Source organism: Vagococcus fessus, assembly GCF_003987565.1.
GTDB lineage: Bacteria > Bacillota > Bacilli > Lactobacillales > Vagococcaceae > Vagococcus_D > Vagococcus_D fessus.
The window spans coordinates 412743-437994 of record NZ_NGJY01000002.1 but is presented as its reverse complement, the minus strand read 5'-3'; the positions used below and the strand labels follow the sequence as shown (position 1 = coordinate 437994).

The following is a 25252-nucleotide window of genomic DNA, read 5'->3' as shown; positions in this document are numbered from 1 at the left end:
GATAGACTCTTTTTTCGTATCTAGCTTTAAAGAGGAAAAAGGTGGAGAAGATGTTAAGTGTCGAAACAAAATTAGGTGAAAGAATATCTGTGCTTGATTACTCAAAAAATGAGTTAGAAGAAATGAGAAGGAGAACATTCTATTGTCCAGGTTGCCATCATGCTGTTCGTCTTAAAAATGGTCCAATTTTATCGGCTCACTTTGCTCATATTTCAGGTGAAATCTGTCAGTCCTTTTCAGAAGGAGAAACAGAAGAGCATTTGAAAGGTAAAAAATTAATCGCAGAGTGGTGTGAAAGGTCAAGCATCCCTTATGAGTTAGAGGCTTACTTGCCGGAATTAAAACAACGTCCTGATGTATTAATAAATGAAAAATTAGCGATAGAGTTCCAATGTAGTCCACTTTCTTTAGAGCGGTTTAAAGAACGAACAGAAGGCTACCTAGTAAATGGTTATGAAGTGATTTGGGTATTAGGAAGTCATTATTTTTTAGAAGAGCGCCTCTCTACATTGCAAAAAGCAGCACTGACTTACCGAGAGAAGATAGGTTTAGTTCTATGGCAATTAGATGTTCGTAGGCAAGAGTTACTCTGCCACTATGGTATTCAAAGACAACTGATTACAGGAGCCTTATATTATCAGAAAGAAGTTTTTGGTTTGGAAAAAGTACCACTCCAAAGCGTATTGAAAAGTATGGCTAATTTATCAAAAATTAATTATTACTTAGTTTCAAAATCAGATTTAAATTATGTGAGGTTGGAGCTTATCCGTAAATTAGTCCAAAAAGATGCGAGGTTGCTAAAAATTCAACAGGCATGTTATCGTGATTCTTTTTTACTCCAAACGCTGACAGATGACTATTTTTCTCCACTTGTAAGTTCTGTTGTAATAGGAGATGAGGTTCTTTATCTAAAAGGTATATCAGATGGGGTATTTAACAAAAGTGTTTGGCAGGAATGCATTGTAAATAGGCCAGAACTTTTAAAAAAACTAGAAGCATTTCCTAGCTTAGTCTTGCGTGATTTAAATGAAACCTATGATTATTTGGAATTCTAAAAAAAGTTTTATTAGTAAATGATTAGAAAGGTGGGCTGTTGTAAAAAGTGATGATTGAACTTTTAAAAGGACTAATTCCGTTTGTAATAGGCGATTTATGTAATGGTTATTACTTTAAAAAATAAAATAGTATGGTATGATAGAGTAGAAAAATGAGTAAACGATAAGAAAAGAGGGTGTCATATGGGTGAAATCAAACAATTACCAAAACGTTCAGAAGTAAGTGAAGAGTTAACGTGGGACTTGAGTTCTATTTTTAAGAGTGATGCGGAGTTTGATAAAAGTTATGAGGCATTAGAAGCAGAACTTTCTGAAGTTGCTTCTTTAAAAGGAAAATTAAAAGAAGGTCCATCACAGTTATTAAATACATTACAAAAAATGGATGAAGTATCTTCAAAATTTGAGGATTTATACGTCTATTCACATTTGAAAAATGACCAAGATACGGCTAATGCAACGTATCAAGCAATGCATGCTAAAGCGAGTAGTCTAGCTGCTCAATTAAATGAAGTTTTTTCGTGGTTTGAACCAGAATTATTAGAATTATCGGATGAAGAAATTTGGGCTTATTTTGATCAAGAATCAGACTTAGCCATTTACCGTCATTCTATTGAAGAGTTATTAAGTAGTCGTCCACATATTTTATCGGCAAAAGAAGAAAGTCTACTTGCCAGTGCAGGTGAGATTTTTGGGGCATCAAGCACGACTTTTTCTGTCTTAAATAATGCGGACTTTAAATTTCCAGTGGTTAAAGATGAGGAAGGAAATTCTGTTCAATTGACTCATGGCTCATATGGCCAATTATTAGAAAGTACAGATTCTTCAGTGCGTGAAGCAAGTTTCAAAGGATTGTACAGTGTTTATCAACAATTCCAACACACACTAGCAAGTACGTTGAGTGCGAATGTTAAAGTTCATAATTATAAAGCATCTGTAAGGAACTATAATTCAGCAAGAGAAGCGGCACTGTCAGCTAATCATATTCCGGAGTCAGTACATGATACGTTGATTCAAGTGGTAGACAAGCATTTACCGTTATTACACCGTTATGTAGGGTTAAGAAAAGAGTTACTAGGTGTTGAGAAATTACATATGTATGATATGTACACACCGATTTTAGGTGAAGCACCAATTCGTTATTCCTACGAAGAAGCGGTAGAAAAAGCCCTAGAAGCTTTACAACCGTTAGGTGAAGAATATATGGCAGTCGTGAAAGAAGCTTTCTCAGAACGTTGGATTGATGTGGTAGAAAACCAAGGGAAACGCAGTGGGGCCTATTCATCAGGAGCATATAATACAAAACCATTTATCTTAATGAATTGGCACGATAGCTTGGACCAATTGTATACATTAGTGCATGAAATGGGACACAGTGTTCATAGTTACTTTACACGCAGTAATCAACCGTATGTCTATGGAGATTATTCAATCTTTTTAGCAGAAATTGCCTCAACAACTAACGAAAACTTATTGACAGAGTATCTACTTAAAACGGAAACAAACCCTGAAGTAAGAGCGTATGTGTTGAATCGTTATCTAGATGGTTTTAAAGGAACTATTTTCCGTCAGACTCAGTTTGCGGAATTTGAACATTTTATTCATGAAGAAGATGCTAAGGGAGTACCACTAACAAGTGATTACTTAAATGAGTATTATGCAGACTTAAATAGTCGCTACTATGGTCCTGCGGTTGAAAAAGATGAAGAGATTGCAGTAGAGTGGTCACGTATCCCTCATTTCTATTACAATTACTATGTTTATCAATATTCAACAGGCTTCTCAGCTGCAACAGCTTTAGCAGAGGGAATTTTGACAGGCTCAGAAGAGAAGCTAGAAAATTATCTCGCTTACTTAAAAGCAGGTAACAGTGATTACCCAATCGAAGTGATGAAAAAAGCGGGAGTGGATATGACGGATGGTACATACATTGAAAAAGCAATGGCTGTCTTTGAAGCGCGCTTAGAAGAATTTGAAGAGTTGGTTAAAACATTAGATAAAAAATAAATAAAAAAAGCTTATCACCTGATCAGGTGATAAGCTTTTTAATTTTCTAATAAACGCAAATAGGTATCTGCTAAATTTTGATGTGTAATAACAGTGTTTTCTTTTGCTAGTGGTGCAATCGTTTCAGGTTGATCCATAGCAAGTAAGTCAGCTAAAATCTCATCTGTAGGATGTTCTTCTACTAAGATGCCATAATCCTGGTCACAAGTATAATTGAAATAGACCATGGAAGAAGCAAAGGAAACAGACATTTCTTTTGCTATAATTTGATCTGTTTCAAATGACTCTTTAACATTTTCAGACTGACGATCGTTAACAAACATCTCCCAGTCACCGTGTAAATCAATAACTGTTTGTTTGACAAGGTCTGCACTGTAGCTCTCATTATGTTGGACAGCTTCTTGTAAAGCCATAAGGAACTGTTGTCCTTTTTTCTTTCCTTGTAGTTGCATGGCTTTATAATCAAGAGCTGCGGAATAAGAATCTTGGAATAATTTATTTCTATCATTTAAATTACAGTCATGGTTGCAAGTAGTAGAAAGGTAACGTTGAAATGTTTGTAAGTTCAGTAAAGGCAGGAATTTAAATTGTATCTTTCTTTGCTCATTTTTTACCATCTGTAAAATGCGCTTTTCAGAAGCTAGGCACTCTGGACAGAGTGGGTGTACAAACAAATAGACTTCAATCATAGCAATCCCCCATATCTTTCTTTTTCTTTTCTATATATAATGTATCACTAAATTTCTTTTTTATGAAACAAAAGGGCTTATAAAGCCTTTTTTGCACGTATTGTTCGTGAAATCTTATTTTCAGTAGGAATATAAGTAATGCCATATTCCTTAATGAATTTCACAAAATAATCTTTTCCAGAAACTGCCTCTTTAACTTCCATTTCTAATTCGTAATCATGTTTTCCGTGGTACCAACTTTCATCTAATACTAGCAGATGTGATTCATCAAGTTTGTATTCTAAACGTTTAGTTTTTAGTTCGCCAATCAAATAAACGTCATTAGCATTAATGTTAAACTCTTGTAGTTTTTTAGCTACTTGACCAGTAACTAGGATGTTATTTTCATTAAGTAGTGCTTTCGCTTCTTCGTGAGTTAAGTAATCGGTTGTTTCAAGTAAACCTTCTTGATTTTCTAAAGGTGATTTTAAGGTCAACTCAGCCTTATCATCAAAAGTTCTAATACGAAGACCAAGTCTTTTTTCTTTAAGATCGCCCTGAGGGGTATCGAAGTAATAATTAGTTTGGGTAAAAGAATTAGCGTCAGATAACTCAAAAGTTGCACATAATTTTTTGTAATCTTTTTCGGTTAGTAACGATTTAAATTCAATTTCAATTTCTTGACTCATGGTATGCCCTCTTTCTAAAAAGCTCATTAAGAATATTCTCTCTAAAAAAATAAGAATAGTCAATCTTTTTTTAACAAATAGCCTATGTGCAACGCTAACTTTTTCATCATTTTTGTGATAAAATGAAACGTGAGTTATTGGGCAAGTAAAATAAAGTAAAAAAGAGGTTTGCTGAGATGGATAATTGGGAATTATTTATTGCACCTTATGAACAAGTGGTGTCAGAAATGAAAATCAAGTTAAAAGGGATACGAAAGCAATTTCGTGATAACAACCAACATGCGCCAATAGAGTTTGTTACCGGCCGTGTAAAGCCAGCAGATAGTATTAAAATAAAATCAAAGCTTAGAGGAATACCTTTAGACCGTTTAGAAACAGAAATGCAAGATATTGCAGGACTTAGAATTATGTGCCAATTTACAGATGATATTTATGAAGTGGTACGTCTAATTCGTTCGCGTAAAGACATGCGTGTTGTTCAAGAGCGTGATTATATAACCAATCAAAAAGAGAGTGGTTATCGGTCGTATCACCTAATTATTGAGTACCCGGTTCAATTAGTAACAGGTGAAAAGAAAATTTTTGCAGAAATTCAAATTAGAACCTTAGCGATGAACTTTTGGGCAACGATAGAACATTCACTTAACTATAAATATCAAGGTGAGTTTCCACAAGAAATAAATGAACGTTTGCGTAAAGCATCTGAAGCAGCGAGCTTATTGGATGAAGAAATGTCAGAAATTCGTGAAGAAATTCAAGAAGCCCAACATTTATTCTCTCATGGTCGTGGTAAAAAAGAGGATCATTATTACCAAGCATTCTTGAAAAAACGTGAGTTAGAACAAATAGAATTTGAAAAAAATAATCCAGAAGGTGACGTGACGTAACATGCTAACACCTGATAAGGTAAAAGTATCTATTATTGCAAATGACTCAATGAAGTCGCAAAAAGCACAAATCCGTTTAAAGCAACTATTAGCGGATAAAGAAATAAAGATAGATGAAAAAGAACCTGATATTGTGATTTCTATTGGAGGAGATGGAACGTTGTTGTCAGCGTTCCATCGTTACTCTCATCTGTTATCCAAAGTTAGATTTTTAGGGATTCATACGGGTCATTTAGGTTTTTATACTGATTGGCGTGATTATGAATTAGAAGAGTTAGTAGCAAGCTTATTAGCTGACGAGGGAGAAAGTGTCAGTTATCCACTTTTAGATGTATATATTGAGCATAAAGAAGCAGAGAAATCTCAACACTTCTTAGCTTTAAATGAATGTACCATTCGTCGTGTTAATAAAACGATGGTAGCAGATGTCTTCATTAAGGAAGACTTTTTTGAACGTTTTCGTGGAGATGGCCTTTCTGTTGCAACTCCAACGGGGTCAACTGCGTATAATAAAAGTATGGGTGGGGCGATTATTCATCCTCGAATCAATGCGTTGCAGTTGACGGAAATTGCCTCATTAAACAACCGAGTCTATAGAACGTTAGGCTCACCGCTAGTTATTGCAAGCAATGAGTGGATTTCGATGAAGTTGGATGAAGCGGATGATTATTTATTGTCAGTTGACCAGTTGTCTATTCCACAGTCTAGTGTCAAAGAGTTAACCTTTAGTGTGGCGAATGAACGCATTAAGTTTACGTCATACCGTCATACCCATTTTTGGCGTCGTGTGAAAGATGCCTTTATTGAAGAAAGTACAGAGGAATGAGGAAGTCAAAAAGATGATTTTTAGTTGGACCTATGCTGAGAGTGAACCCCAGCAAATAAAATATTTTTTAAAAGCGCAAGGTATTTCGAGAGGGTTGCTTGCAAAGGTAAAGTTTCAAGGTGGACATATTTCAGTAAATGGCACGACACAAAATGTGTTGTATTACTTACAACCAGATGAGGTCTTAGCTATTGAAATTCCTGATGAGAAAGAGCATGAGACTCTTCTCAGAGATGAAACCCCACTTGAAATCATATTTGAAGATGATCATTACTTGATTGTCAACAAACCCTATGATGTTGCCTCGATTCCAGCGCAATATCACCCAAATGGGACAATGGCCAATCGAGTAAAGCATTATATTTGTGAGCAAGGGTATAAGGACCAAGTTGTGCATGTTGTAACACGTCTTGACCGAGATACAACAGGATTGATGTTATTTGCTAAGCATGGTTTTGCTCATGCGATGCTAGATCAAGAATTACGAAATAAGCGTGTTGTTAAAAAATATCAAGCCCTTGTTGGAGGAGCGGTTGATAGTCTTAAAGAACATGACACGATTACATTAAAAATTGAACGTGAACCAGGTTCGATTTTGAAAAGACAGACAGGTCCGAATGGCTTAGAATCAAAAACAGAGTATTGGTTAATGGAAAAAACTAATAAAAGTGCCTTAGTAGATATTCAATTGCATACAGGAAGAACCCATCAGATTAGAGTTCATTTTGAAGCAATCGGATGTCCGTTACTGGGGGATGACATGTATCATGGTGACTTGTCACAAGGGATTGAACGACAAGCACTACATTGTGGGGAGTTAATTTTTACGCATCCTTTTACAAAAGAAGTGGTACATTGTCAATTGCCGTTAGCACCGGATATGTCAGTTGTTTATAATCAAATGGTAGAGTAAAGCACAAGGGAGAGAAGTAGGATGGATGGCCAAGGAACAATCGAAGAGCAGTATGAGTATTTATTGACCATTCTTCAAGGAGATCAATTAGTTGAATTTAGGGAGCAGTTCTTTGAGCTTCATATTTATGAGCAAGGGCAGTTTTATTTAACCCTTAATGAAGAAGAACGTCAACGTTTATACACGTATTTGTCACCAAAAGAGATGGCGGATATGTTTGATGTTATTGAAGAAGATGAAGAAGATGTTGAAGAGTATTTAAAAGAAATGAAACCAAGCTACGTGGCAGACATGTTATCTGAGATGTACACGGATAATGCAGTTGACACGCTTAATCAATTAGATAAAGCAAGTGTTTCTAAATACTTAAGTTTAATGGATTCAGAAAGTGCAAGCGAGATTAAAGAGCTACTTCATTATGAAGATGAAACAGCGGGTTCTATCATGACAACTGAATATGTTTCGATAGTTGCCAACCAAACGGTTCGTTCAGCAATGTACTTACTTAAAAATGAAGCCAAAGCAGCAGAAACGATTTATTATGTATTCGTAGTTGACAGTGAAAATACCTTGTTAGGTGTTATCTCATTGAGGGATTTAATTATTAATGAAGATGATGTCATGATTGGGGACATTATGAGTGAGCGTGTTATCTCTGTAAAAGTTGGAGATGATCAAGAAGACGTTGCCCGTACAATTCGTGACTATGATTTCTTAGCTGTACCCGTTACAGATTATGATGACCATTTAATGGGGATTGTTACCGTAGATGACATCATCGATGTTATTGATGAAGAAGCAGCTAGCGATTACTCAGGTTTAGCCGGGGTCGATGTTGAGGAATCAAGTGAGAATCCATTTAAAGCAGCATCAAAACGGTTGCCATGGTTGATTACGTTGTTATTCTTAGGGATGTCAACAGCAACTTTAATTGGTCGTTATGAGGAATTAGTAAGTGAAGCCAGCATCTTAGCTGTATTTATCTCGTTAATTACCGGAACAGCCGGTAATGCAGGGACACAGTCACTAGCCGTAGCTGTTCGTCGCCTAGCCATCCAAGATGACAAAGATAGCGGTTTTTTCCGTCTGATATTAAGTGAAGTTCTAACAGGTTTGATTACAGGAGCCATAACAGGTGTTACGATTTTCTTAGTTGTTGGGATTTGGAAACACAACTTCCCATTAGGGTTTGTTATTGGGATAGCAATGCTGTTTGCTATTACGGTTGCCAACTTAGCAGGTAGTTTAATTCCTATGGTGATGGATAAGCTAGGGTTTGATCCTGCGGTTGCCAGTGGACCGTTTATCACTACTTTAAGTGATTTAACTAGTGTCTTGATTTATTTTAATATTGCGAGCCTATTTATGGGTTACTTTGTATAAGAAAAAGCGTACTTTCCTGATTAGGAAGGCACGCTTTTTATCTTGAGTTTAAATGTCTAAAGGCACGATTTTTGTACCGTGGATTTCAGTAACGTTCAAGGCAGTTGCAACAGCCTCACAATTTTCGTGATTAATGCCGCCACCAGGTAAAATGATGACACGACCATCACTATAGTCAACTAATTTAGTAAGATGTTCAATGTTATCCATAATCGGTGTGCCAGCTTTTCCGCCATGAGTTAGAATACGTTGAACACCGTATTTAGCTAACCAATCAATAGCTTTGAACTGGTCGTCAATACTTAATTCATCGAAAGCCATATGAAAAGTAAGTTGTAGACCATCTGACAATTTGATAAATTCTAGCATCGCTTCTTCGTCAATCCAGTTGTCTTCTGTCAAACAACCGATAACGATCCCATCTGTTCCACGCTCTTTTGCCGTTGTTAAATCTTCAGCCATCATTTTTAGTTCAGTATCGTTGTAAACAAAGTTACCGCCACGAGGTCGAATGATACTCATAACTGTAATACCTTTTTCATGACAATAATCATATGTTTCAGACATAACACCTGGGCTGACCGTTGTACCACCGACAGTAAGGTTGTCACATAGTTCAATACGTTTTGCTCCATTATGGATGGCAGCGGGAATGTTTGTAAAGTTTTCTGCGCAAAATTCTTTGATTAACATAAAAAATCCTCTTTTCGTTCGTCATTAGTATTTCTGGCATAATTGTACCATATTCAGAGGTGTTATATGGTATGATTATATAGATAAAATCGGAAGGGAGCATGAGTTTATGCTGCTTAAAAAAATAGATCAAGGGAAACAATTTTTAGAAGAACACGGTGACTTATTCAGTTGCCCAAAATGTCGTAAAGCGATGATAAATAAAGATTACAGCTTAATTTGTCGTAAACAACATCGTTTTGACTTAGCAAAAAAAGGAACAATTAACTTTATTAATCATCAAATTAAAACAGACTATGACAAGGAAATGTTAAGTCATCGCCAAAAAATGATTCAAATTGGGTTATATGAGCCTCTAATCCAACGTATTTTAGAAGCAAGCCAAGACGTATCTGTAGAGAGTGTTGTTGATATTGGATGCGGAGAAGGCAGTTTTTTAAAAGAATTAACAGATAAAGGGTTAGAAGGGACTAAAATTGGTTTTGATATTTCCAAAGATGGGGTTGCGTTGGCAACAAGTCAAGATATTGATGCTTTTTGGTGTGTAGCGGATATTACAACATTGCCATTTGCGACTCATAGTATGACACATCTATTAAATATTTTTTCACCGAGTCATTACGAGGAATTTAGACGCGTCTTGAAACCTGGTGGACGCTTGATAAAAGTAGTACCTGAAGAAAATTATTTAAAAGAGATGAGAGAAGTCTTTTATCAAGACGATAAAGAAAAACAAACGTATAGTAATGAAAAAGTAGTAACGAAATTTAAAGAAGAGATGACCTTAATTTCACAAGAACGCTTAACCTACCAAGTCCCCGTTCCAACAGAACGTCAAGAAGATTTACTAGCGATGTCGCCACTAAAATGGGGAGCCTCTCCTGAGTCATTAAAGAAAGCGCAAGAAACTCCTATTGAGTTTATCACGGTAGATGTTTTAGTATTAATCGGGGAATAAAAACGTTTTCAATGGTAAAGACCTATTGCTTTTACATAGGGGCTTTGGTATAGTTGTTTTAAGATATTTTTCGATAGTTTTTATCAGAGTCCTGTTCTGATAAAAGTTAGTGAAAGATACTTCACTAACGTAGCGACTCGCAGTGAATTGACACCGAGGCGATACGTTCTTTTTTTTGTCAAAATAACGAGGCTATTATATATAGGAGGCAATACTTTGGCTAATCATATTGTATTATACGAACCAGTTATTCCCGCTAATACAGGGAATATCGCAAGAACATGTGCGGCAACAAACACACCTTTACATCTTATTGAACCACTAGGATTTTCAACAGATGACAAGCAGCTTAAACGAGCGGGCTTAGATTATTGGAATGATGTGGCCATCACTTATTATAAAGATTTAGCGGATTTTCTAGAGAAAAATCCTGACATTTCATTGCATTTGGTTACCAAATTTGGTCATGACGTCTATAGCGATGTAGATTATAATGACGGTAAGGATCATTATTTTATGTTCGGTAAAGAAACAACAGGCTTACCGGAAGACTTTATGCGTGAGAATGAAGAAAAGTGTATTCGAATTCCGATGAACGACGAACATGTTCGCTCATTAAATTTATCAAATACAGCAGCTTTGGTTGTTTATGAAGCATTACGCCAACAAAGCTTTCCTAACTTAGAATTAACACATCATTATGAAAATGATAAATTAGATTAAAAAGCAAAGAGACTAGATTATTTTCTAGTCTCTTTTTTTATCAGAATTACTTATTTTTTTAATAGTATCCGTTCTAATCTCTTCTCTTAATTCCGTTAAATAGTTAGAAAATCCTACCTTATCATCGGCGTAGACAAGATTTAAGTCAAATTCATTCTCGCTCCAAGCATCCAAGTCGGACAGATTATGTTGTATTAGGGCTTCTAGTGAGTCGAGAGCTTTATATGTTTTCGCTTCAGGAGTTTCACGTGCATTCATTTCATTAAAAAGTTGAGTTAAAGTTACATTTGTTTTTTGAGGAAGTGAATTGAGCCAGGCACTAAGCTGACGGTGTTCAATGGCTTCATGTTCTGCTGTTTTATCAAATGTCGGAATATCTCCAGTGAAACATTCACCAAGGTCATGTATAAGGCACATCTTGATGACTTTAGCCATGTCGATATCAGTGAGCTCATCTTCTAGTAATAAAGCCATAAGAGTCATCATCCAAGTATGTTCGGCGACACTTTCATGCCGACCTTGTGAGGTATAGCAGTGTCTTGTCGTGTCTTTCAAACGTTCAGCAACCTGTAGTATATCAAGCAATTCTCTGGAATTCATTATACGCCTCATTTCTTTGATCATAAGCGACATTACCTAATTAAAGAGTACTCTTTTAAAATAGTATTGTAAACGTTTTATATTTAACTTGTTATTTTGAGTAGAATTAGGCACAATAAAGGAGAGAGTAATGAGTGGAGGAGAGTGTGATATGAAAATAATCGATAAAGAAAAGTGGGATAGATTGGCTCATTTTAATGTACATTCGCAAAGGGACGTTCCGATTTATGGGATAACGGTGGACGTAGACGTTACCAATTTAAAGAAAGTGACGAAAGAAAAAGACATTTCCTTTTATTATGCGCTGGTTTACTTAGTAACCGAGAGCTTAGATAGTGTTGAAAATTTCAGATATAAAATTCAAGGAGAAGAGGTTGTCCTATATGACCGACTTATTCCTTCGTTTACAGATATGGGGAAAGGAGAGAGCTTGTATAAAGGGGTGACATTGGAAAAAGGAGAGGACGTAGTAGAGTTTTGTAGACGTGCTAAAAAGATGTCAACTGAACAAACCGAGTACTTTCCAGAGATTGATTTTCCTTTAGATCAGTTAATTCATTTTTCGATGGTCCCTTGGTTGAATTTCACTGCTTTTAAAAACCAGTTTTATATTGATAAAGACGATTCGATACCTAAAGTAACAATGGGTAAATACGTCGAGAAAGAAGGACGATTACAACTTCCTCTAAGTATAGAAGTAAATCACCGATTAGTAGATGGGTATCATTTAGGTTTATTTTATGACACGCTAGCCAAAAAAATAGCAGAATTGTAATAAAAAGAAGCTAACAAGAGTTAGCTTCTTTTTAATCGTTTAAATAGTCTTTATTAGTAAGAAGTGCTACCGTTTTATCAAAGGATGCCAGTAATGTTTCATCGGTTAATAATGACTCAGCGATACAGTCAATCAAGAAGATAAGTGATAACTGAAAATTGACAAAATATTTATTATTTAGTCGAATATCTGAAATGATTAGTTGATAGTTTGCTTCTTTGGCCAATTGACTATTAGGGTTTGAAGAAAGTGTCACCGTTGTACAATCTTTGTTTAGCAACGATTTCGCATGAATAATTTCATGTGATGTACCACTAATAGAGATGATAATGACAAGGTCATCTTCTGTTATTTGGGTAGCAGCAACAAGTAGCATATGTGGATCAGTTACTGATTTTACAAGTAAGCCCATCCGTAATAAGGTTTGCTCAAACTCACTAGCTGTACGACCAGAACTACCTAGGCCCCATATGTAGATTGTCTTTTTTGTTTTTATATCTAAAGTAAGTTGTTCTATCTTTTGTGGGTCAATCAATTCAACGGAATGTTGAATATTTTGTTTATAATAAGAAATAACTTTATCAACGACTCCACCAGCGGATGAGCTTTGGTTTACTGAGTTGGGTATAGACAATCTCAAGTCTGTAAAACCTTGGTAATTATTTTTATGACTAAAACGCGTGATAGTAGCAGTACTTACTTTACAATAGTCTGATAGTTCTTGAATAGAAAGACTTTTAACAATTTCTGGAGATTGTAATAAGGCATCTGCAATCTTTTTTTCTGATGTAGTGTAAAGTCCATAATTTTCATGTATTCTTGCATTTAATGATGGCATATAAAACGCTCCTAATTTAAATGATAGTTAATAATAGTTAGTATATCATGAAAATTAAATCTTAGTTTAAATAGGATTTAATAATATGAACTTCATCTTCGATATATTTTGGAGGGATTGGGTATTCTAAAACTACAGGGATTTCTGAGTCCAGTTGAGTTATTAAGTTTTTCCAAATGGAACTAGCATTATCAGAAAGTAAACGGCATTCTTTGTTTAAAATGTTCTTTAAATGAAAGAAGGTTATATAATTTTTCAAACGATACAGAGCTTCTTCAGGATCCTCAGAAATCCAGTGCCAATTTCCTGAATCGAAGGTATAGCCTATGGGAAGATTAGATTCTTTAATTTTCTTTAGAGAGTCTTCTATAAGATGTTGTTTACCAAAAGAGTTAGGTTGATTTTCAATAGTTAAATTAATATGTTCTGTTATTTTGATAAGTTGTGCTTTATCTTCTTTCGTTATTTCATTTAAGTCACCACAACTAACTTTAATTGAATCAAATGAAAGCTCTTGAATTTTTTTTATTTCAGAAAGTAATGATACATTTAAGATATTATTGCTGTATAGCTGTTTAGGAATAGAAAGCATGTAGACATAATTATACTTATTTAAGTAAGTTTTTATTGTGTGTAATTCATTTTTCATTTGGTGATAATCTTGAGGGAAGTACTCCATACGAAATTCAATACCGTTGATTTTTTTTAATATGGAGTTATTTAAATATTTTTTTATGCAGGTGAGTTGGCTTGCACCTTTTTTTATTTCAGATTCAAAAATAGCTGTATTTAGGATAAGTGTCATGAGAATACTCCTTTAATTTTTAGTTATAAAATATGGATACAGGGCACCCAATAAGGCGTTCTGGTTAAAGCTTGACGGTGTTGTAAATGATGTTTTTAAGAAATTAGGAGGTAGTAATACTTCTAATTCTTCTTCTAAAATAGGTATAATATAATCGTTTTGTTTTGATACACCACCACCGATAAGGATTAATGATGGATCAAATAATAAAATAATAGATGATATACCTTTAGCAATCTCATTTATCCATTGTCTTAGCTCAAAAATCATCTCTTTATTATTTTGTCGAGCTAATTCAAAAGCTTCAGGTACTGTGATATCATATTTTTCTTTTAGTTTTTTTTCTAAAGATATAGTAGAGGCTCGTTGTTCCCATGTTTTTCCAGTAGTAGAGTCAAAATTTAAATAACCAATGGAATTTTCAAAATCATTAGCCCCGTGGTAGAGTTGGTCATTAATAAAATATGCTCCACCTATACCCGTGCCGAGTGTAAGACAAAAAGTTTTATCGGGTAAAGTATTTTGAAGTGCTTCACCAAGAAGAGCGGCTTGAACATCATTTATAACATTTACTGGTAGCGAGAATTTTTTTTCAAGGTGCTCTTTTAAAGGAGTACCAATATAGTTAGGTATTAAGTCACTAGCATATCGAATACTGCCTCTTTCAGAATCAACAATCCCTGCGGTGCTGATGCCAATTGCTGTAATATGATGTACTTTTATGAGTTCTTCACAAATTTCTGAAATACTTTCCAGAATCGTTTTGGGTGTTGGGAAAACGTCATGAGTTAAAAACGTCATATCTTTAGTAATTAAAGAGTACTTTATAGTAGTTCCGCCAATATCGAATGCAAGATAAAGTTCTGTATTTGTCATATTAGATCATCCTTTCATGTAGTAATACAGTTTGATAATATCATTTATCTACAGTAGTTGTAAACGGTTACTGTAAAAAACTTTCATAAATAAAAGTATTGTGTAATTTTTTTACGTGTGATAGAATCATATTTGTAAGCGTTACCTATAGGGCGTTTTGAGGCTGGTTTTTCATCAGTGTAATCAGGTAGAAAGTAAAGGTGATAAAGATGTTAGAAGTGTCGGATGTAGAAAATAAAATAAAAAATGGTTTGATAGTTTCTTGTCAAGCTCTTGAAAATGAACCACTACACAGTCCTTATATAATGGGACGTATGGCGGTTGCTGCTGTTGAATCGGGTGCAATTGGTATCAGAGCTAATTCAGTAGTTGATATAAGAGAAATTAAATCAGTTGTTGACGTGCCTGTTATTGGTATTATGAAACAGGTTTATGAAGGAAGTACAGTGTTTATTACTCCTACATTAAAAGAAATGCGTGAGATTGCAGAAACAGGAGTTGAAGTTATAGCTTGTGATGCTACATTGAGAAAAAGACCAAATGGTGAAGATTTAAAAAAAATTATAACTACTATAAAAAATGAATATCCAAACATTTTATTAATGGCTGACTGTTCTACAGTTGAGGATGTGGAAAATGCTTGTAAAATTGGTTTTGATTTTATTGGTACGACATTACATGGATACACAGAAAATACTAAAGGGATGGACATTTCAAATAATGATTTTTCAGTTATGAAAGAAATTATTGAGGTATCAACCTTACCAGTTATAGCTGAAGGTAAAATTGATACCCCGGATAAAGCAAAAAGAGTTTTAGAATTAGGGTGTCATTCAGTAGTAGTTGGAGGAGCTATAACAAGACCACAAGAAATTACTAAAAAATTTATAGAAAAGATTGAGTCTTAAATTATTATCACTATAAAATAAAGAATATTTTTGACAAGGAGTGAATAGCTTGTTAGATAGTATGGATTATTTAGATATGAAGAAATATAAAGGTAAAGATGAGCCTCCAAGTAATTTTAAAATATTTTGGGAAGAACGGTTAAAGGAAGTTAACTCATTAGAATTATCATATAACATGGTTCTAAGAGGCATGAATATACCATTTGCAGAGTGTTATGACTTAACTTACAAAAGTATAGATGACTCAGATATTTATTCAAAAGTAATAATACCAAAGCAACGAGAAAAATGTCCTGTAATGTTTAAATTTCATGGTTATCAAGGTCGGTCATCTGATTGGTCTGAAGTATTTAAGTTCGCAGCGTCTGGAGTTGCAGTTGTAATGATGGATGTTAGAGGACAGGCAGGAAAATCTAATGATTGTGGTCATTATAAGGGCAATACGGTGAAAGGCCACATAGTTCGTGGTCTTCCAGGTGATCCTGAAGGGTTATTTTATACAAAAGTATACCAAGATATAGCCCTGTTGATTAGAATTATAAGTGAGTGCAACAAAATCGATACGTCTAATATGATGAGCTATGGTGAGTCGCAAGGGGGTGCTTTGGCACTAGTTGCAGCTGCCTTACAGCCTAAAATAAAAAAAGTATTTGCGACCTACCCATTTCTTTCTGATTTTAGAAGGGTTTTAGATTTAAAGTATGATACTGAAGCGTACGATGAACTTCATCGTTACTTTAAATTTGTTGATCCGTTTTATGATAACGAAGAGAATGTTTTTAAAAAGCTAGGATATATAGACGTAAAAAACTTTGCTTCAGATATCAATGCAGAAGTAATGATGGTTTGCGGTTTGCTTGATGATGTTTGCCCACCGTCAACTCAATACGCCATATATAATCGTCTGAATGCTAATAAAAAAATGTTAGTATTACCTGAATATGGTCACGAATCTATGAATGTAACATACCAAGATATGGTTTTTGATTGGGCTACAGGTAGTAATATAACCGGTCATAACTAAAATTATTTTTTTACCTCTTTAAGGAAGCGTTTTCTTAAAAGGGAGAACAAGTGATAAAGGAGAAAAGAGAGTGGAAAAGAAAAAGAAGAAGTTTAGAGGGATTGAAAATCCGTATTCGGGTTATTTATTTATTGCACCACAGTTATTATTATTTTTAGTATTTATCTTGTATCCAGTATTTGAAGGTTTTAGGATGAGTTTTTTCCAAAGTTCATATCAAGGTGAAACATTTGTTGGATTTGATAATTACAGACATTTAATAGCAGATCCGGTATTTTTAAAATCTATATTTAATACAGTTATTTTTGTGGTAGCTATAGTATTTTTAACAATCGCATTTGGCTTATTTGTAGCAACTGCAGTCTATGATAAAAGCTCAAAATATATATCGTTTATTAGAGGCAGTTTTTATCTACCCGTAATGGTTTCGATGGTTGTCATGAGTATGGTTTGGAATTTTCTATTAAATCCTGCCAATGGTTTAATTTCATATCTATTATCAAATATGGGAGTATCAGATGTTAATTTACTAGGGAGTAAAGTTTGGGTTATGCCTGTTATTATTTTTGTAACTTTCGTGGGAAATGTAGGTCAATCAATAATACTTTATATTGCATCTATGATTGGAATTCCTGAGGACTATTTCGAGGCAGCACAAATTGATGGTGCAACAAGATGGCAGCGTATTCGCAAAATATTAATCCCTTTAGTGAGACCAACAACACTGTATCTGACAGTTATTAATATTATTGCTGTACTTAAAATATTCGTAGTTATCCAACTGTTAACTGGTGGCGGACCAAATAATGCATCAGTAACAATGATGTATTATTTATATCAAAATGCATTCGTTTATAACAACACTGGTGTTGCTGCTGCTGTGGGTGTAATTATGTTTATTGTGGCTTTAGCATTATCAATGCCACAGTTCAAAACATTCGGAAAAGAAAAATAGGAGGATTGTTCATGAAACTTTTTAAAAGATTAGCTAAAATGGAAAAGGCTGACTTAATTGTTAATATCATTGTAACGCTATTAGCTATTTGTAGTTTACTACCGTTGTTTTGGTTAATTACCAATTCATTGAAATCGTCAACTGATATTTATAAAATGCCCCCAGACATCTTACCTAAAAGCTTATATTTAGATAACTACAAAGAGTTGTTTAAAAATCAACCAGCTTTAAGATGGACCTTTAATAGTTTCTTTGTATCATTTGTAACAACAGCTTTGACTGTTATTTTTTCTTCATTAGCAGCTTATGGCTTTGCTAAATTGAAGTTTAAAGGTAAAAACATTCTCTTTTCATTATTTATAGCATCATTAATGATACCTAAAGAAACATTTATAGTCCCTCTTTTTAAATTGGTTGTAGCATTTGATTGGGTTGATAGTTATCAAGCGTTGATTATTCCTAACTTGGCAACATGTTTTGGAGTATTTATGCTTAAATCGTTCTTTGAATCAATTCCAGATTCAATCAGAGAATCTGCTAAATTAGATGGTGCAAGTGAATGGACTATTTTTTGGAAATTGATGTTACCTATCGCTAAACCAGGAATTGGTGCGTTATTCATATTGAACTTTGTAACATTCTGGAATGATTATCTATGGCAATTGTTAATGGCCAGAAGTAAAGAAATGAATACATTGACAGTCGGCGTCGCTGGTTTAATGCAAGAAATTAATCCAAATATGGGATTAAAAGTTGCAGGAGCTGCGGTTGCTGCATTACCAATGATTGTTATTTTTATTATGTTCCAAAAATATTTCACTAAAGGAATTACAGCGGGAGCTGTTAAAGAATAAAAAATAGGAGTGATACAGATGAAAAAGTTGAACAAGATTATGTTAGGCAGTATGGCAGTTTTGGCATCGGTTGTTGTTTTATCTGGGTGTGGTAAAGGGAAAGAGGAAGCTTCAGGATCTAAATCAGACAAAGTAACCTTAGATATGTGGCTAACCCCTCAATGGAAAGGTATCTTTGATGATAAAGAAGAAGGTGCTGATTATGATAGTTTCTTTAAAGAGGCAGCTAAACGTTTTGAAGAAAAAAATCCAGGTGTAAAAATTAATGTTCAAGTTATTCCAGGAGAACAACGTGCGGATAAATTGAGTGTTGCTGTTCAAACTAAACAACTACCTGATATGTTCTTTGATTCAAGTTTTGCTTTGAGTGAATACGCTCATATGGGAATCTTAGCACCTCTAGATGATATTGTTGATGATGAAACGAAAAAGGATATTCCAGAATCAATTTGGGAAAATGTTCAAATTAAAGATAAAACTTATTTCTATCCATTTGCGCATAATCCAGGAACATTATCATATAATGCTGATATGTTTAAAGAAGCTGGTTTAGACAAATATATTGGAGGAGAACATGAAATAGTGAATTGGTCTCCAGAGGATTTAAAAACTATTGCAAAAACAATCAAAGATAAACAAAAAGATGTTGCGCCTTTTGGCTTATTTGCTAAAAATAATCAAGGGGATACTTGGAATATGTCGTATCTAAGAATGTTCGGTAATGAATTCTTTGATAAAAACGGCAAAATTGTTGTTAACGAAGAAAGTGGAGAAAAAGCTCTAAAATTTATCGATGATATGAGAAAAGATGGGCTAACAACCTCAGGTGCAGAGTCACTATCAAGTAATGATGTAAACGCTATGTTCCAAAACAAACAAACAGCAATCAACTTTACAAATAGCGTACTATTTAATGGTATTCAAAAGGATATGGAAAGCGGTAAAGTAGAGAAGTTTGACATGCGTTTAGCAAATATTCCAGGTGAAAAGAAACCTGTTTCATTTACATATGTAACAAGCTCCGTAGTATTTGATTCAGGTGATTCAGAGCGTGTAAAAGCTGCAAAAGATTTTGTTAAGTTTTATTCTACAGATAAAGAATTAGTAAAAGCTTCAAAAAATGCCTTACCAGTTAGAGATTCTGTAGCAAAAGAGTTTGAAAATGAAATGCCTTACCTTAAAGCATATACTGAGAACTCAGAAAATATAATCAATTTTTCAAATAATACACCAGGTTATGTAGAATTACGTAACGTGTTTTTCCCAGAACTACAAGCAGTGTACACAAATGATAAATCAGCAAAAGAGGCATTAGACTCATTCGCTGAAAATGGTAACCGAATTATTGAAGAGAATAAAAAGAAATCACTATTGTTAAATAAATAAAAACCACTAGGAGTGTTATATTATGAAAAACTTAGATAAATACAAAGGTATTATTCCAGCATTTTACGCATGTTACGATGACGAAGGTAACATTAGCCCAGAACGTATTCAAAAATTAGCATTACATTATTTAGAAAAAGGTGTTAAAGGGTTATATGTTGGCGGTAGTTCAGGTGAGTGTATCTATCAAACCGTTGAAGAACGTAAATTAGTATTAGAAAACGTGATGAAAGCAGTCGGCGGAAAAATGACAATTATTGCTCATATCGCTGCCCCATCTACACGTGATAGCGTTGAATTAGCTAAGCATGCTGAAAGTTTAGGCGTAGATGCTTTAGCAGCTATCCCACCAATTTACTTTGTACTTCCAGAAGCATCAATTGAAGCGTACTGGACAAGTATGATTGAAGCTACATCATTAGACTTCATTATTTACAACATTCCGCAAACAACAGGCTATGCATTATCTGTTGATTTATTCAAAAAAATGATGGAAAAAGATCAAGTTATTGGTGTTAAAAATTCATCTATGCCAGTAATGGATATCAATGTCTTCAAACTTAATTCAGAAAAAGAATCAATCATCTTTAATGGTCCAGATGAGCAATTCGTTGGTGGCCGTGTAATGGGTGCTGATGCAGGTATTGGTGGCACATATGGTGTGATGCCAGAATTATTCCTAGAAGCTGATAAATGCATTAAAGAGAAAAACATGGAAAAAGCATTTGAAATTCAAACAGCGATCAATGAAATTATTTTCAAAATGTTATCATATGGTGGAAACTTATATGATGTAATGAAACTTATTTTAGGTATGAATGGTGTAGAAGTAGGACGCGTACGTGGGCCATTATCACCAGTTGCGAAAGAACGTGAAGAAAGCGTAGTAGAAGCTAAAGAAATGATCGACGCTGCTATCTCAAAATTTTGTTAATTAGTGTTTAAACAAAAAAGAAGCTAACGAAAGTTAGTTTCTTTTTTATTTCTAACAACTCTCTATAATTAAGACTAGTTTACGTCTTTTTTTCTTGTTATTATAGATAGGAGATACTATGATAGTAAGATAGTAATTGGACAAATAAAGGAGGAAATGAAATGATAGATACGCTCGGAGATACTGAATTTAACCACCAAGAGAATTATGTTGTAGGTAAAGTCGCAGCGATCTTCTTTCAGAATCCTAGCAACTTTTATAAAGTAATGCTTATTAAGGTTGTAGATACAAATACATCATTCGAAGAGAGTGAGATAGTTGTTACAGGTAGTTTTGGCCAAATCCAAGAAGAAGAGAGTTACCGTTTTGTGGGTAAGTTGGTTGACCATGCTAAGTATGGTCAACAATTCCAAGTTGATAATTATCAACAAGAAAAACCGACATCTGGTAGTGGCTTAATTGCTTATTTATCGGGAAGTAAATTCCCGGGTATTGGGAAAAAGACGGCTGAAAATATGGTTGATTTACTAGGTGACAACGTGATTGACATTATTTTAGATGACCCGAAACGCTTAGAAGAAGTGACGTCATTAACAAAGAGTAAGCGGGAGATGATTTTAGAAACACTTCGTTTGAATTATGGGATGGAGCAAATCGTTATTGGTTTAAACCAGTATGGTTTTGGGAGTCAATTGGCGATGGCAATCTATCAAACCTATCAAGAGGAAACATTGAATGTGATTCAAGAAAATCCTTATCAGTTGACGGAAGACATTGAAGGGATTGGATTTAAAAAAGCAGATGCTATTGCGGAACAACTGGGTTACGCAGCTGATTCACCAAAACGCATCAGAGCAGCGATTACTCATGAACTGTTGAGTAGTTGTTTAGAGACAGGTGACACTTATATTGACGCTGAAGTATTATTAAAAAAAGCAATACGTACGCTAGAGATGAGTCGATCTTTTACAATTGCTCCTGATTTAGTAGCGCAAGAGATTATCGCTGCTGTGTCTGAAGGAAAGATGCAACAAGAAGGGACACACTTGTATGAGAACACACTATTCTTTTCAGAATGGGGTGTGGGGACGGCTATTCAACGATTATTAAGTCGTAAGAAGACTATTAAATATAACGATGATGATGTTACCTCTAATTTAGAAATGATTGAGAAGAACTTTGACATTAGTTACGGTGATTCTCAAATAAAAGCCATAAAAGAAGCAATCAAATCCCCATTGTTTATTCTAACGGGGGGACCAGGGACGGGTAAGACAACTGTTATTAACGGGATTGTGAACCTATTTGCGGAATTAAACGGGTTATCGCTAGATATTGATGATTATAAAAATGATATTTTTCCAATCTTACTTGCAGCACCAACGGGTCGAGCTGCTAAAAGGATGAATGAAACAACTGGTTTACCAGCAAGCACTATCCACCGTTTACTAGGTTTAAATGGGCGAGAAAAAAATGCTAGTCTAAGTGCGAAGGAATTAGAAGGTGGACTTTTAATTGTGGATGAGATGTCAATGGTTGACACGTGGTTGGCAAATACTTTATTAAAAGCAATACCAACTAATATGCAAGTTATTTTTGTAGGAGATAAAGACCAGTTGCCTTCTGTTGGTCCGGGTCAAGTGTTACATGATTTATTAGCAATTGAAGATATTCCAAGTTGTGAGTTGATTGACATCTACCGTCAAGAAAATGAGTCTAGTATTATTCCACTAGCACATGATATTAAAGATGGTAGGTTGCCAGTTGATTTTGCTCAAAATAAAAGTGACCGTTCATTTATAAGAGCAAGTGCTTATCAGATTGAAGAAGTGATTAGACAAGTAGTAACGAAGGCACAAGCCAAAGGTTTTACACCGACGGATATCCAAGTGCTTGCACCGATGTATCGAGGGGTTGCGGGGATTGATAATATTAATAATATGATGCAAGAGATTTTTAACCCGAACGAAACAGGTCAACGCAAGGAAGTAAAATGGAATGATAAAGTATTCCGCATAGGAGATAAGGTTCTTCATTTGGTCAATAGTCCAGAGTCAAATGTATTTAATGGTGATATGGGGAAAATTGTCGGGATTACTTTGGCGAAAGAATCAGATGATAAAGTTGATGAATTGACTATCGAATTTGATAGTAATGAGGTAACATATAAACGTAATGAGTGGAACAAAATTACACTATCGTACTGTTGTTCTATTCATAAATCTCAGGGTAGTGAGTTTAAAATGGTCATCTTACCTATGGTGAAGCAGTATCAACGTATGTTACAGCGTAATCTCTTTTATACAGGTTTGACGCGAAGTAAGGACTTACTTATTTTAGTTGGGGAACCAGAAGCGTTTGAACGATGTGTTCAAAATGAAGGTGACAACCGTCAGACAACCTTGCAAGAACGTATTATTTCTGCCGGGGATATATCGCTTACCGTTAGAACCCAACTTGAAGCATATGAGTCTGGTTTACTGGCAGAAGCAACTGAGGATATTGATGGCGGATTAGGTTCATATGATCCGATTCCGAAAGAAAAGCTAAAAGAACTGAAAGCTAAAGAATTAAAAAAAGAAAACGAAGTGGTAACTCGAGATGAAAAGCAAGTCAAAGAAGTCTCATTATTTGATGAAGTCATAGAGGATAAAGCTGTCATTTCAGAGCCTACTGAACCTGTTTCACTTGATTCTAAAGTGGAGATTTCAATCCAAGCAGGTAATGTTGATCCGATGATTGGAATGGAAAATGTAACACCTTATGATTTCATGTAAAAAATAACCTAATGCTATATTAGCATTAGGTTATTTTTATAGCCAAAAGAGACGTTTCTGGGTAGTAAAGGTAATATCAAATGGCTGATAACCCATTTCTTCACCATCAACTTGACCGTATTGTAAAGTTTTACTGATAAGTCTAGCCTCAGTTGTATGGTATTGATGCAAGTATTTAGAAGAAAGATGCTTTCTTCTAAGGAGTTGTGTAATCAAGCGAGCCAGTTTAGGAAATGCAATACGTTCGACTATCATGATGGTCATATCTTCTTTTTTAGGGTCAGCTAAGGGAGCAAGAGCAACACCTCCACCAAAATAAGGGTGGTTGGTTGTCGTACATAAAAAAGTGTTTTTGAATTCAGTGGTTTCATCATCAGTTATAAGTGTTAAAGGAAATCCTTTTTGTTTAAAAACGACACTAGTAGCAGCTGTTAGATAACTAAGTGAACCAAGTTTCAGTTTATTTAGTTGCTTCTTTGCAGTAGAATGATTAGCGGTTGCAACAATATTAGCATCAACACCAATTCCAATGTTATTAGAACAATAGTTTATATCACCAGTATTATTATCTTTATAGCAAAGAGTGTTATAAAAATCAGGTTCTTTGATACGTAAAAGGTGTTCAAGTGCTTCAATTGGTTTACGCTCTAAGTTGACACCACGAGCAAAATCATTACCAGAACCACAAGGAATATAGCCAATCGGGATATTCGAATGTGCTGCTAAAGCGTTAATAACTTCATGTAGTGTGCCATCTCCACCTAAAACAACAAGTAGTGGATAAGTTTTACTCTCTTCAGTAAGCGAGCTACTCCAGGATCTAAGAGTTGTAGAGAGGAGTTTTTTAGCAATCTCTATAGCATGTCCATGGTAGTTTGATGTATAGGTATCATAAGAAATATTATGAGTTGTGAGATAATTTTTAATTTGTTCAGCAGCTTTTTTACCAGAACCGCTGCCAGCTTTTTCGTTGATAAGTAAATGCAAGTATAAGTCTGTCATAAAAAACTCCCTTCATAGACGTTTATTATATCAAAAAAATGCGTGAGTTGTGAGTGAAGTTTTAATAAAATAAATTTGTTTAAAAGTTGGGTTGTAAGTTCAGACGTGTTAGCCTATAATGGAAAGCGGTTGCTTTGTTGAGGGGAGCAACCATAGGACAATGACCTCGACGCGGTTCATCAACCATCCCGCGTAATCAAAACTAGGAGGAGGAAAAGTAAATGACAACAACTAATAAAACGAAGTTCCTTGTAATCAATGGTGTGATTGCGGCAATGTATGTGGCGCTTTCAGTCCTATCACCTTTTTCTCAAGGTATCATTCAATTCAGAGTATCTGAAAGTTTAAACCATTTAGTCGTTTTTAATAAAAAACTAATGTGGGGTGTTGTAGGGGGCGTTGTTCTTTATAACTTATTATTTTCAGAACTTGTTTGGTTAGATGTTTTGTTCGGTGGCGGTCAAACCTTTATTGCACTTGGTTTAACGGCATTACTAACAAGATATGTTCCCAATATGCTGATGCGTATGATTTTGAATATCGTGTTCTTTACCATTAGTATGGTATTAATTGCCATTATGATTATCATTACTGCTGACGTACCAATCCCATTTTGGGCAACTTACGGTAGTCTTGCATTAAGTGAGTTAATTATTATGACGATTTCAGCACCGGTTATGTATGCAATCAACAAGTCTTTAAAGTTTGATAAAATGTAA

The 25252-nt window shown here is 34.7% G+C and carries 25 protein-coding genes; 17 read left to right on the top strand and 8 right to left on the bottom strand.

Translation table 11 applies throughout. From position 1 onward, the window contains the following. Positions 1 to 50: 50 nt before the first annotated feature. A complete protein-coding gene (locus tag CBF31_RS06415) occupies positions 51 to 1055 on the top strand; it encodes a competence protein CoiA (RefSeq protein ID WP_245977943.1) in 1005 nt (334 codons plus the stop codon). A gap of 183 nt (positions 1056 to 1238) precedes the next feature. Beyond that, positions 1239 to 3059, top strand: a complete 1821-nt coding sequence (pepF, locus tag CBF31_RS06410) for an oligoendopeptidase F (RefSeq protein WP_126831557.1) — start codon at positions 1239 to 1241, stop codon at positions 3057 to 3059. A gap of 38 nt (positions 3060 to 3097) precedes the next feature. Here pepF and CBF31_RS06405 read toward each other — a convergent pair whose 3' ends face one another. Further along, the gene (locus tag CBF31_RS06405; protein WP_126831556.1) at positions 3098 to 3748 is read right to left on the bottom strand and encodes a DsbA family protein; all 651 of its coding nucleotides are present in this window, start codon (positions 3746 to 3748) and stop codon (positions 3098 to 3100) included. A 77-nt stretch (positions 3749 to 3825) separates the two neighbouring features. Beyond that, positions 3826 to 4416, bottom strand: a complete 591-nt coding sequence (locus CBF31_RS06400) for a CYTH domain-containing protein (protein ID WP_126831555.1) — start codon at positions 4414 to 4416, stop codon at positions 3826 to 3828. 176 nt (positions 4417 to 4592) lie between these two features. Between CBF31_RS06400 and yjbM the strand changes: the two genes are divergently transcribed. From yjbM to mgtE, 4 genes are read left to right on the top strand one after another with little or no spacing between them, the layout of a single operon-like run. Further along, entirely contained in the window at positions 4593 to 5303 is a 711-nt protein-coding gene (gene yjbM / locus CBF31_RS06395) for a GTP diphosphokinase (RefSeq protein ID WP_126831554.1), read from the top strand. Between the two features lies 1 nt (position 5304). Next, a complete protein-coding gene (locus CBF31_RS06390) occupies positions 5305 to 6129 on the top strand; it encodes an NAD kinase (protein ID WP_126831553.1) in 825 nt (274 codons plus the stop codon). A gap of 13 nt (positions 6130 to 6142) precedes the next feature. Next, on the top strand, positions 6143 to 7042 hold the full coding sequence (locus tag CBF31_RS06385) for an RluA family pseudouridine synthase (protein ID WP_126831552.1): 900 nt from the start codon (positions 6143 to 6145) through the stop codon (positions 7040 to 7042). A 21-nt stretch (positions 7043 to 7063) separates the two neighbouring features. Beyond that, on the top strand, positions 7064 to 8425 hold the full coding sequence (gene mgtE, locus CBF31_RS06380; protein ID WP_126831551.1) for a magnesium transporter: 1362 nt from the start codon (positions 7064 to 7066) through the stop codon (positions 8423 to 8425). Between the two features lie 48 nt (positions 8426 to 8473). On the opposite strand, the gene CBF31_RS06375 is transcribed toward mgtE, so the two are convergent. Beyond that, complete coding sequence (locus CBF31_RS06375; protein ID WP_126831550.1) at positions 8474 to 9118, bottom strand: copper homeostasis protein CutC; 645 nt, start codon at positions 9116 to 9118, stop codon at positions 8474 to 8476. A 112-nt stretch (positions 9119 to 9230) separates the two neighbouring features. Here CBF31_RS06375 and CBF31_RS06370 point away from each other — a divergent pair, with 112 nt between their 5' ends. Both CBF31_RS06370 and trmL read left to right on the top strand, forming a co-directional pair. Continuing rightward, complete coding sequence (locus tag CBF31_RS06370) at positions 9231 to 10076, top strand: methyltransferase domain-containing protein (protein ID WP_126831927.1); 846 nt, start codon at positions 9231 to 9233, stop codon at positions 10074 to 10076. Positions 10077 to 10292: 216 nt separating this feature from the next. Then, positions 10293 to 10799 carry a tRNA (uridine(34)/cytosine(34)/5-carboxymethylaminomethyluridine(34)-2'-O)-methyltransferase TrmL gene (gene trmL / locus CBF31_RS06365; protein WP_126831549.1) on the top strand — a complete coding sequence of 169 codons (507 nt, stop codon included), beginning with the start codon at positions 10293 to 10295 and terminating at the stop codon, positions 10797 to 10799. A gap of 24 nt (positions 10800 to 10823) precedes the next feature. Here trmL and CBF31_RS06360 read toward each other — a convergent pair whose 3' ends face one another. Continuing rightward, positions 10824 to 11399, bottom strand: a complete 576-nt coding sequence (locus CBF31_RS06360; protein WP_126831548.1) for an HD domain-containing protein — start codon at positions 11397 to 11399, stop codon at positions 10824 to 10826. Positions 11400 to 11550: 151 nt separating this feature from the next. On the opposite strand from CBF31_RS06360, the gene CBF31_RS06355 reads away from it, so the two are divergent. Beyond that, complete coding sequence (locus CBF31_RS06355) at positions 11551 to 12174, top strand: CatA-like O-acetyltransferase (protein ID WP_170167893.1); 624 nt, start codon at positions 11551 to 11553, stop codon at positions 12172 to 12174. A 31-nt stretch (positions 12175 to 12205) separates the two neighbouring features. Here CBF31_RS06355 and CBF31_RS06350 read toward each other — a convergent pair whose 3' ends face one another. The 3 genes from CBF31_RS06350 to CBF31_RS06340 all read right to left on the bottom strand — a co-directional run bounded on the left by CBF31_RS06350 (position 12206) and on the right by CBF31_RS06340 (position 14693). Continuing rightward, complete coding sequence (locus CBF31_RS06350; protein WP_126831546.1) at positions 12206 to 13012, bottom strand: MurR/RpiR family transcriptional regulator; 807 nt, start codon at positions 13010 to 13012, stop codon at positions 12206 to 12208. 61 nt (positions 13013 to 13073) lie between these two features. Next, complete coding sequence (locus CBF31_RS06345) at positions 13074 to 13817, bottom strand: sugar phosphate isomerase/epimerase (RefSeq protein ID WP_126831545.1); 744 nt, start codon at positions 13815 to 13817, stop codon at positions 13074 to 13076. Between the two features lie 12 nt (positions 13818 to 13829). Next, the gene (locus CBF31_RS06340) at positions 13830 to 14693 is read right to left on the bottom strand and encodes an ROK family protein (protein WP_126831544.1); all 864 of its coding nucleotides are present in this window, start codon (positions 14691 to 14693) and stop codon (positions 13830 to 13832) included. Between the two features lie 209 nt (positions 14694 to 14902). Between CBF31_RS06340 and CBF31_RS06335 the strand changes: the two genes are divergently transcribed. From CBF31_RS06335 to recD2, 7 genes are all read left to right on the top strand, one after another. Beyond that, positions 14903 to 15601, top strand: coding sequence for an N-acetylmannosamine-6-phosphate 2-epimerase (locus CBF31_RS06335; protein ID WP_126831543.1), 699 nt, complete (start codon positions 14903 to 14905; stop codon positions 15599 to 15601). A 49-nt stretch (positions 15602 to 15650) separates the two neighbouring features. Further along, the gene (locus tag CBF31_RS06330) at positions 15651 to 16625 is read left to right on the top strand and encodes an acetylxylan esterase (protein ID WP_170167892.1); all 975 of its coding nucleotides are present in this window, start codon (positions 15651 to 15653) and stop codon (positions 16623 to 16625) included. Between the two features lie 70 nt (positions 16626 to 16695). After that, positions 16696 to 17580 carry a carbohydrate ABC transporter permease gene (locus tag CBF31_RS06325; protein WP_245977935.1) on the top strand — a complete coding sequence of 295 codons (885 nt, stop codon included), beginning with the start codon at positions 16696 to 16698 and terminating at the stop codon, positions 17578 to 17580. A gap of 11 nt (positions 17581 to 17591) precedes the next feature. After that, a complete protein-coding gene (locus tag CBF31_RS06320) occupies positions 17592 to 18434 on the top strand; it encodes a carbohydrate ABC transporter permease (RefSeq protein WP_245977934.1) in 843 nt (280 codons plus the stop codon). 18 nt (positions 18435 to 18452) lie between these two features. Further along, complete coding sequence (locus CBF31_RS06315; protein ID WP_211330823.1) at positions 18453 to 19820, top strand: ABC transporter substrate-binding protein; 1368 nt, start codon at positions 18453 to 18455, stop codon at positions 19818 to 19820. 22 nt (positions 19821 to 19842) lie between these two features. Further along, entirely contained in the window at positions 19843 to 20754 is a 912-nt protein-coding gene (locus CBF31_RS06310; RefSeq protein ID WP_170167891.1) for a dihydrodipicolinate synthase family protein, read from the top strand. A 161-nt stretch (positions 20755 to 20915) separates the two neighbouring features. Then, positions 20916 to 23531, top strand: coding sequence for an SF1B family DNA helicase RecD2 (gene recD2 / locus CBF31_RS06305; protein ID WP_126831541.1), 2616 nt, complete (start codon positions 20916 to 20918; stop codon positions 23529 to 23531). A 36-nt stretch (positions 23532 to 23567) separates the two neighbouring features. Here recD2 and CBF31_RS06300 read toward each other — a convergent pair whose 3' ends face one another. Then, on the bottom strand, positions 23568 to 24533 hold the full coding sequence (locus tag CBF31_RS06300; RefSeq protein ID WP_126831540.1) for a diacylglycerol/lipid kinase family protein: 966 nt from the start codon (positions 24531 to 24533) through the stop codon (positions 23568 to 23570). A 221-nt stretch (positions 24534 to 24754) separates the two neighbouring features. On the opposite strand from CBF31_RS06300, the gene CBF31_RS06295 reads away from it, so the two are divergent. Then, positions 24755 to 25252: a QueT transporter family protein gene (locus CBF31_RS06295; RefSeq protein WP_126831539.1), complete on the top strand. Its 498-nt coding sequence runs from the start codon at positions 24755 to 24757 to the stop codon at positions 25250 to 25252.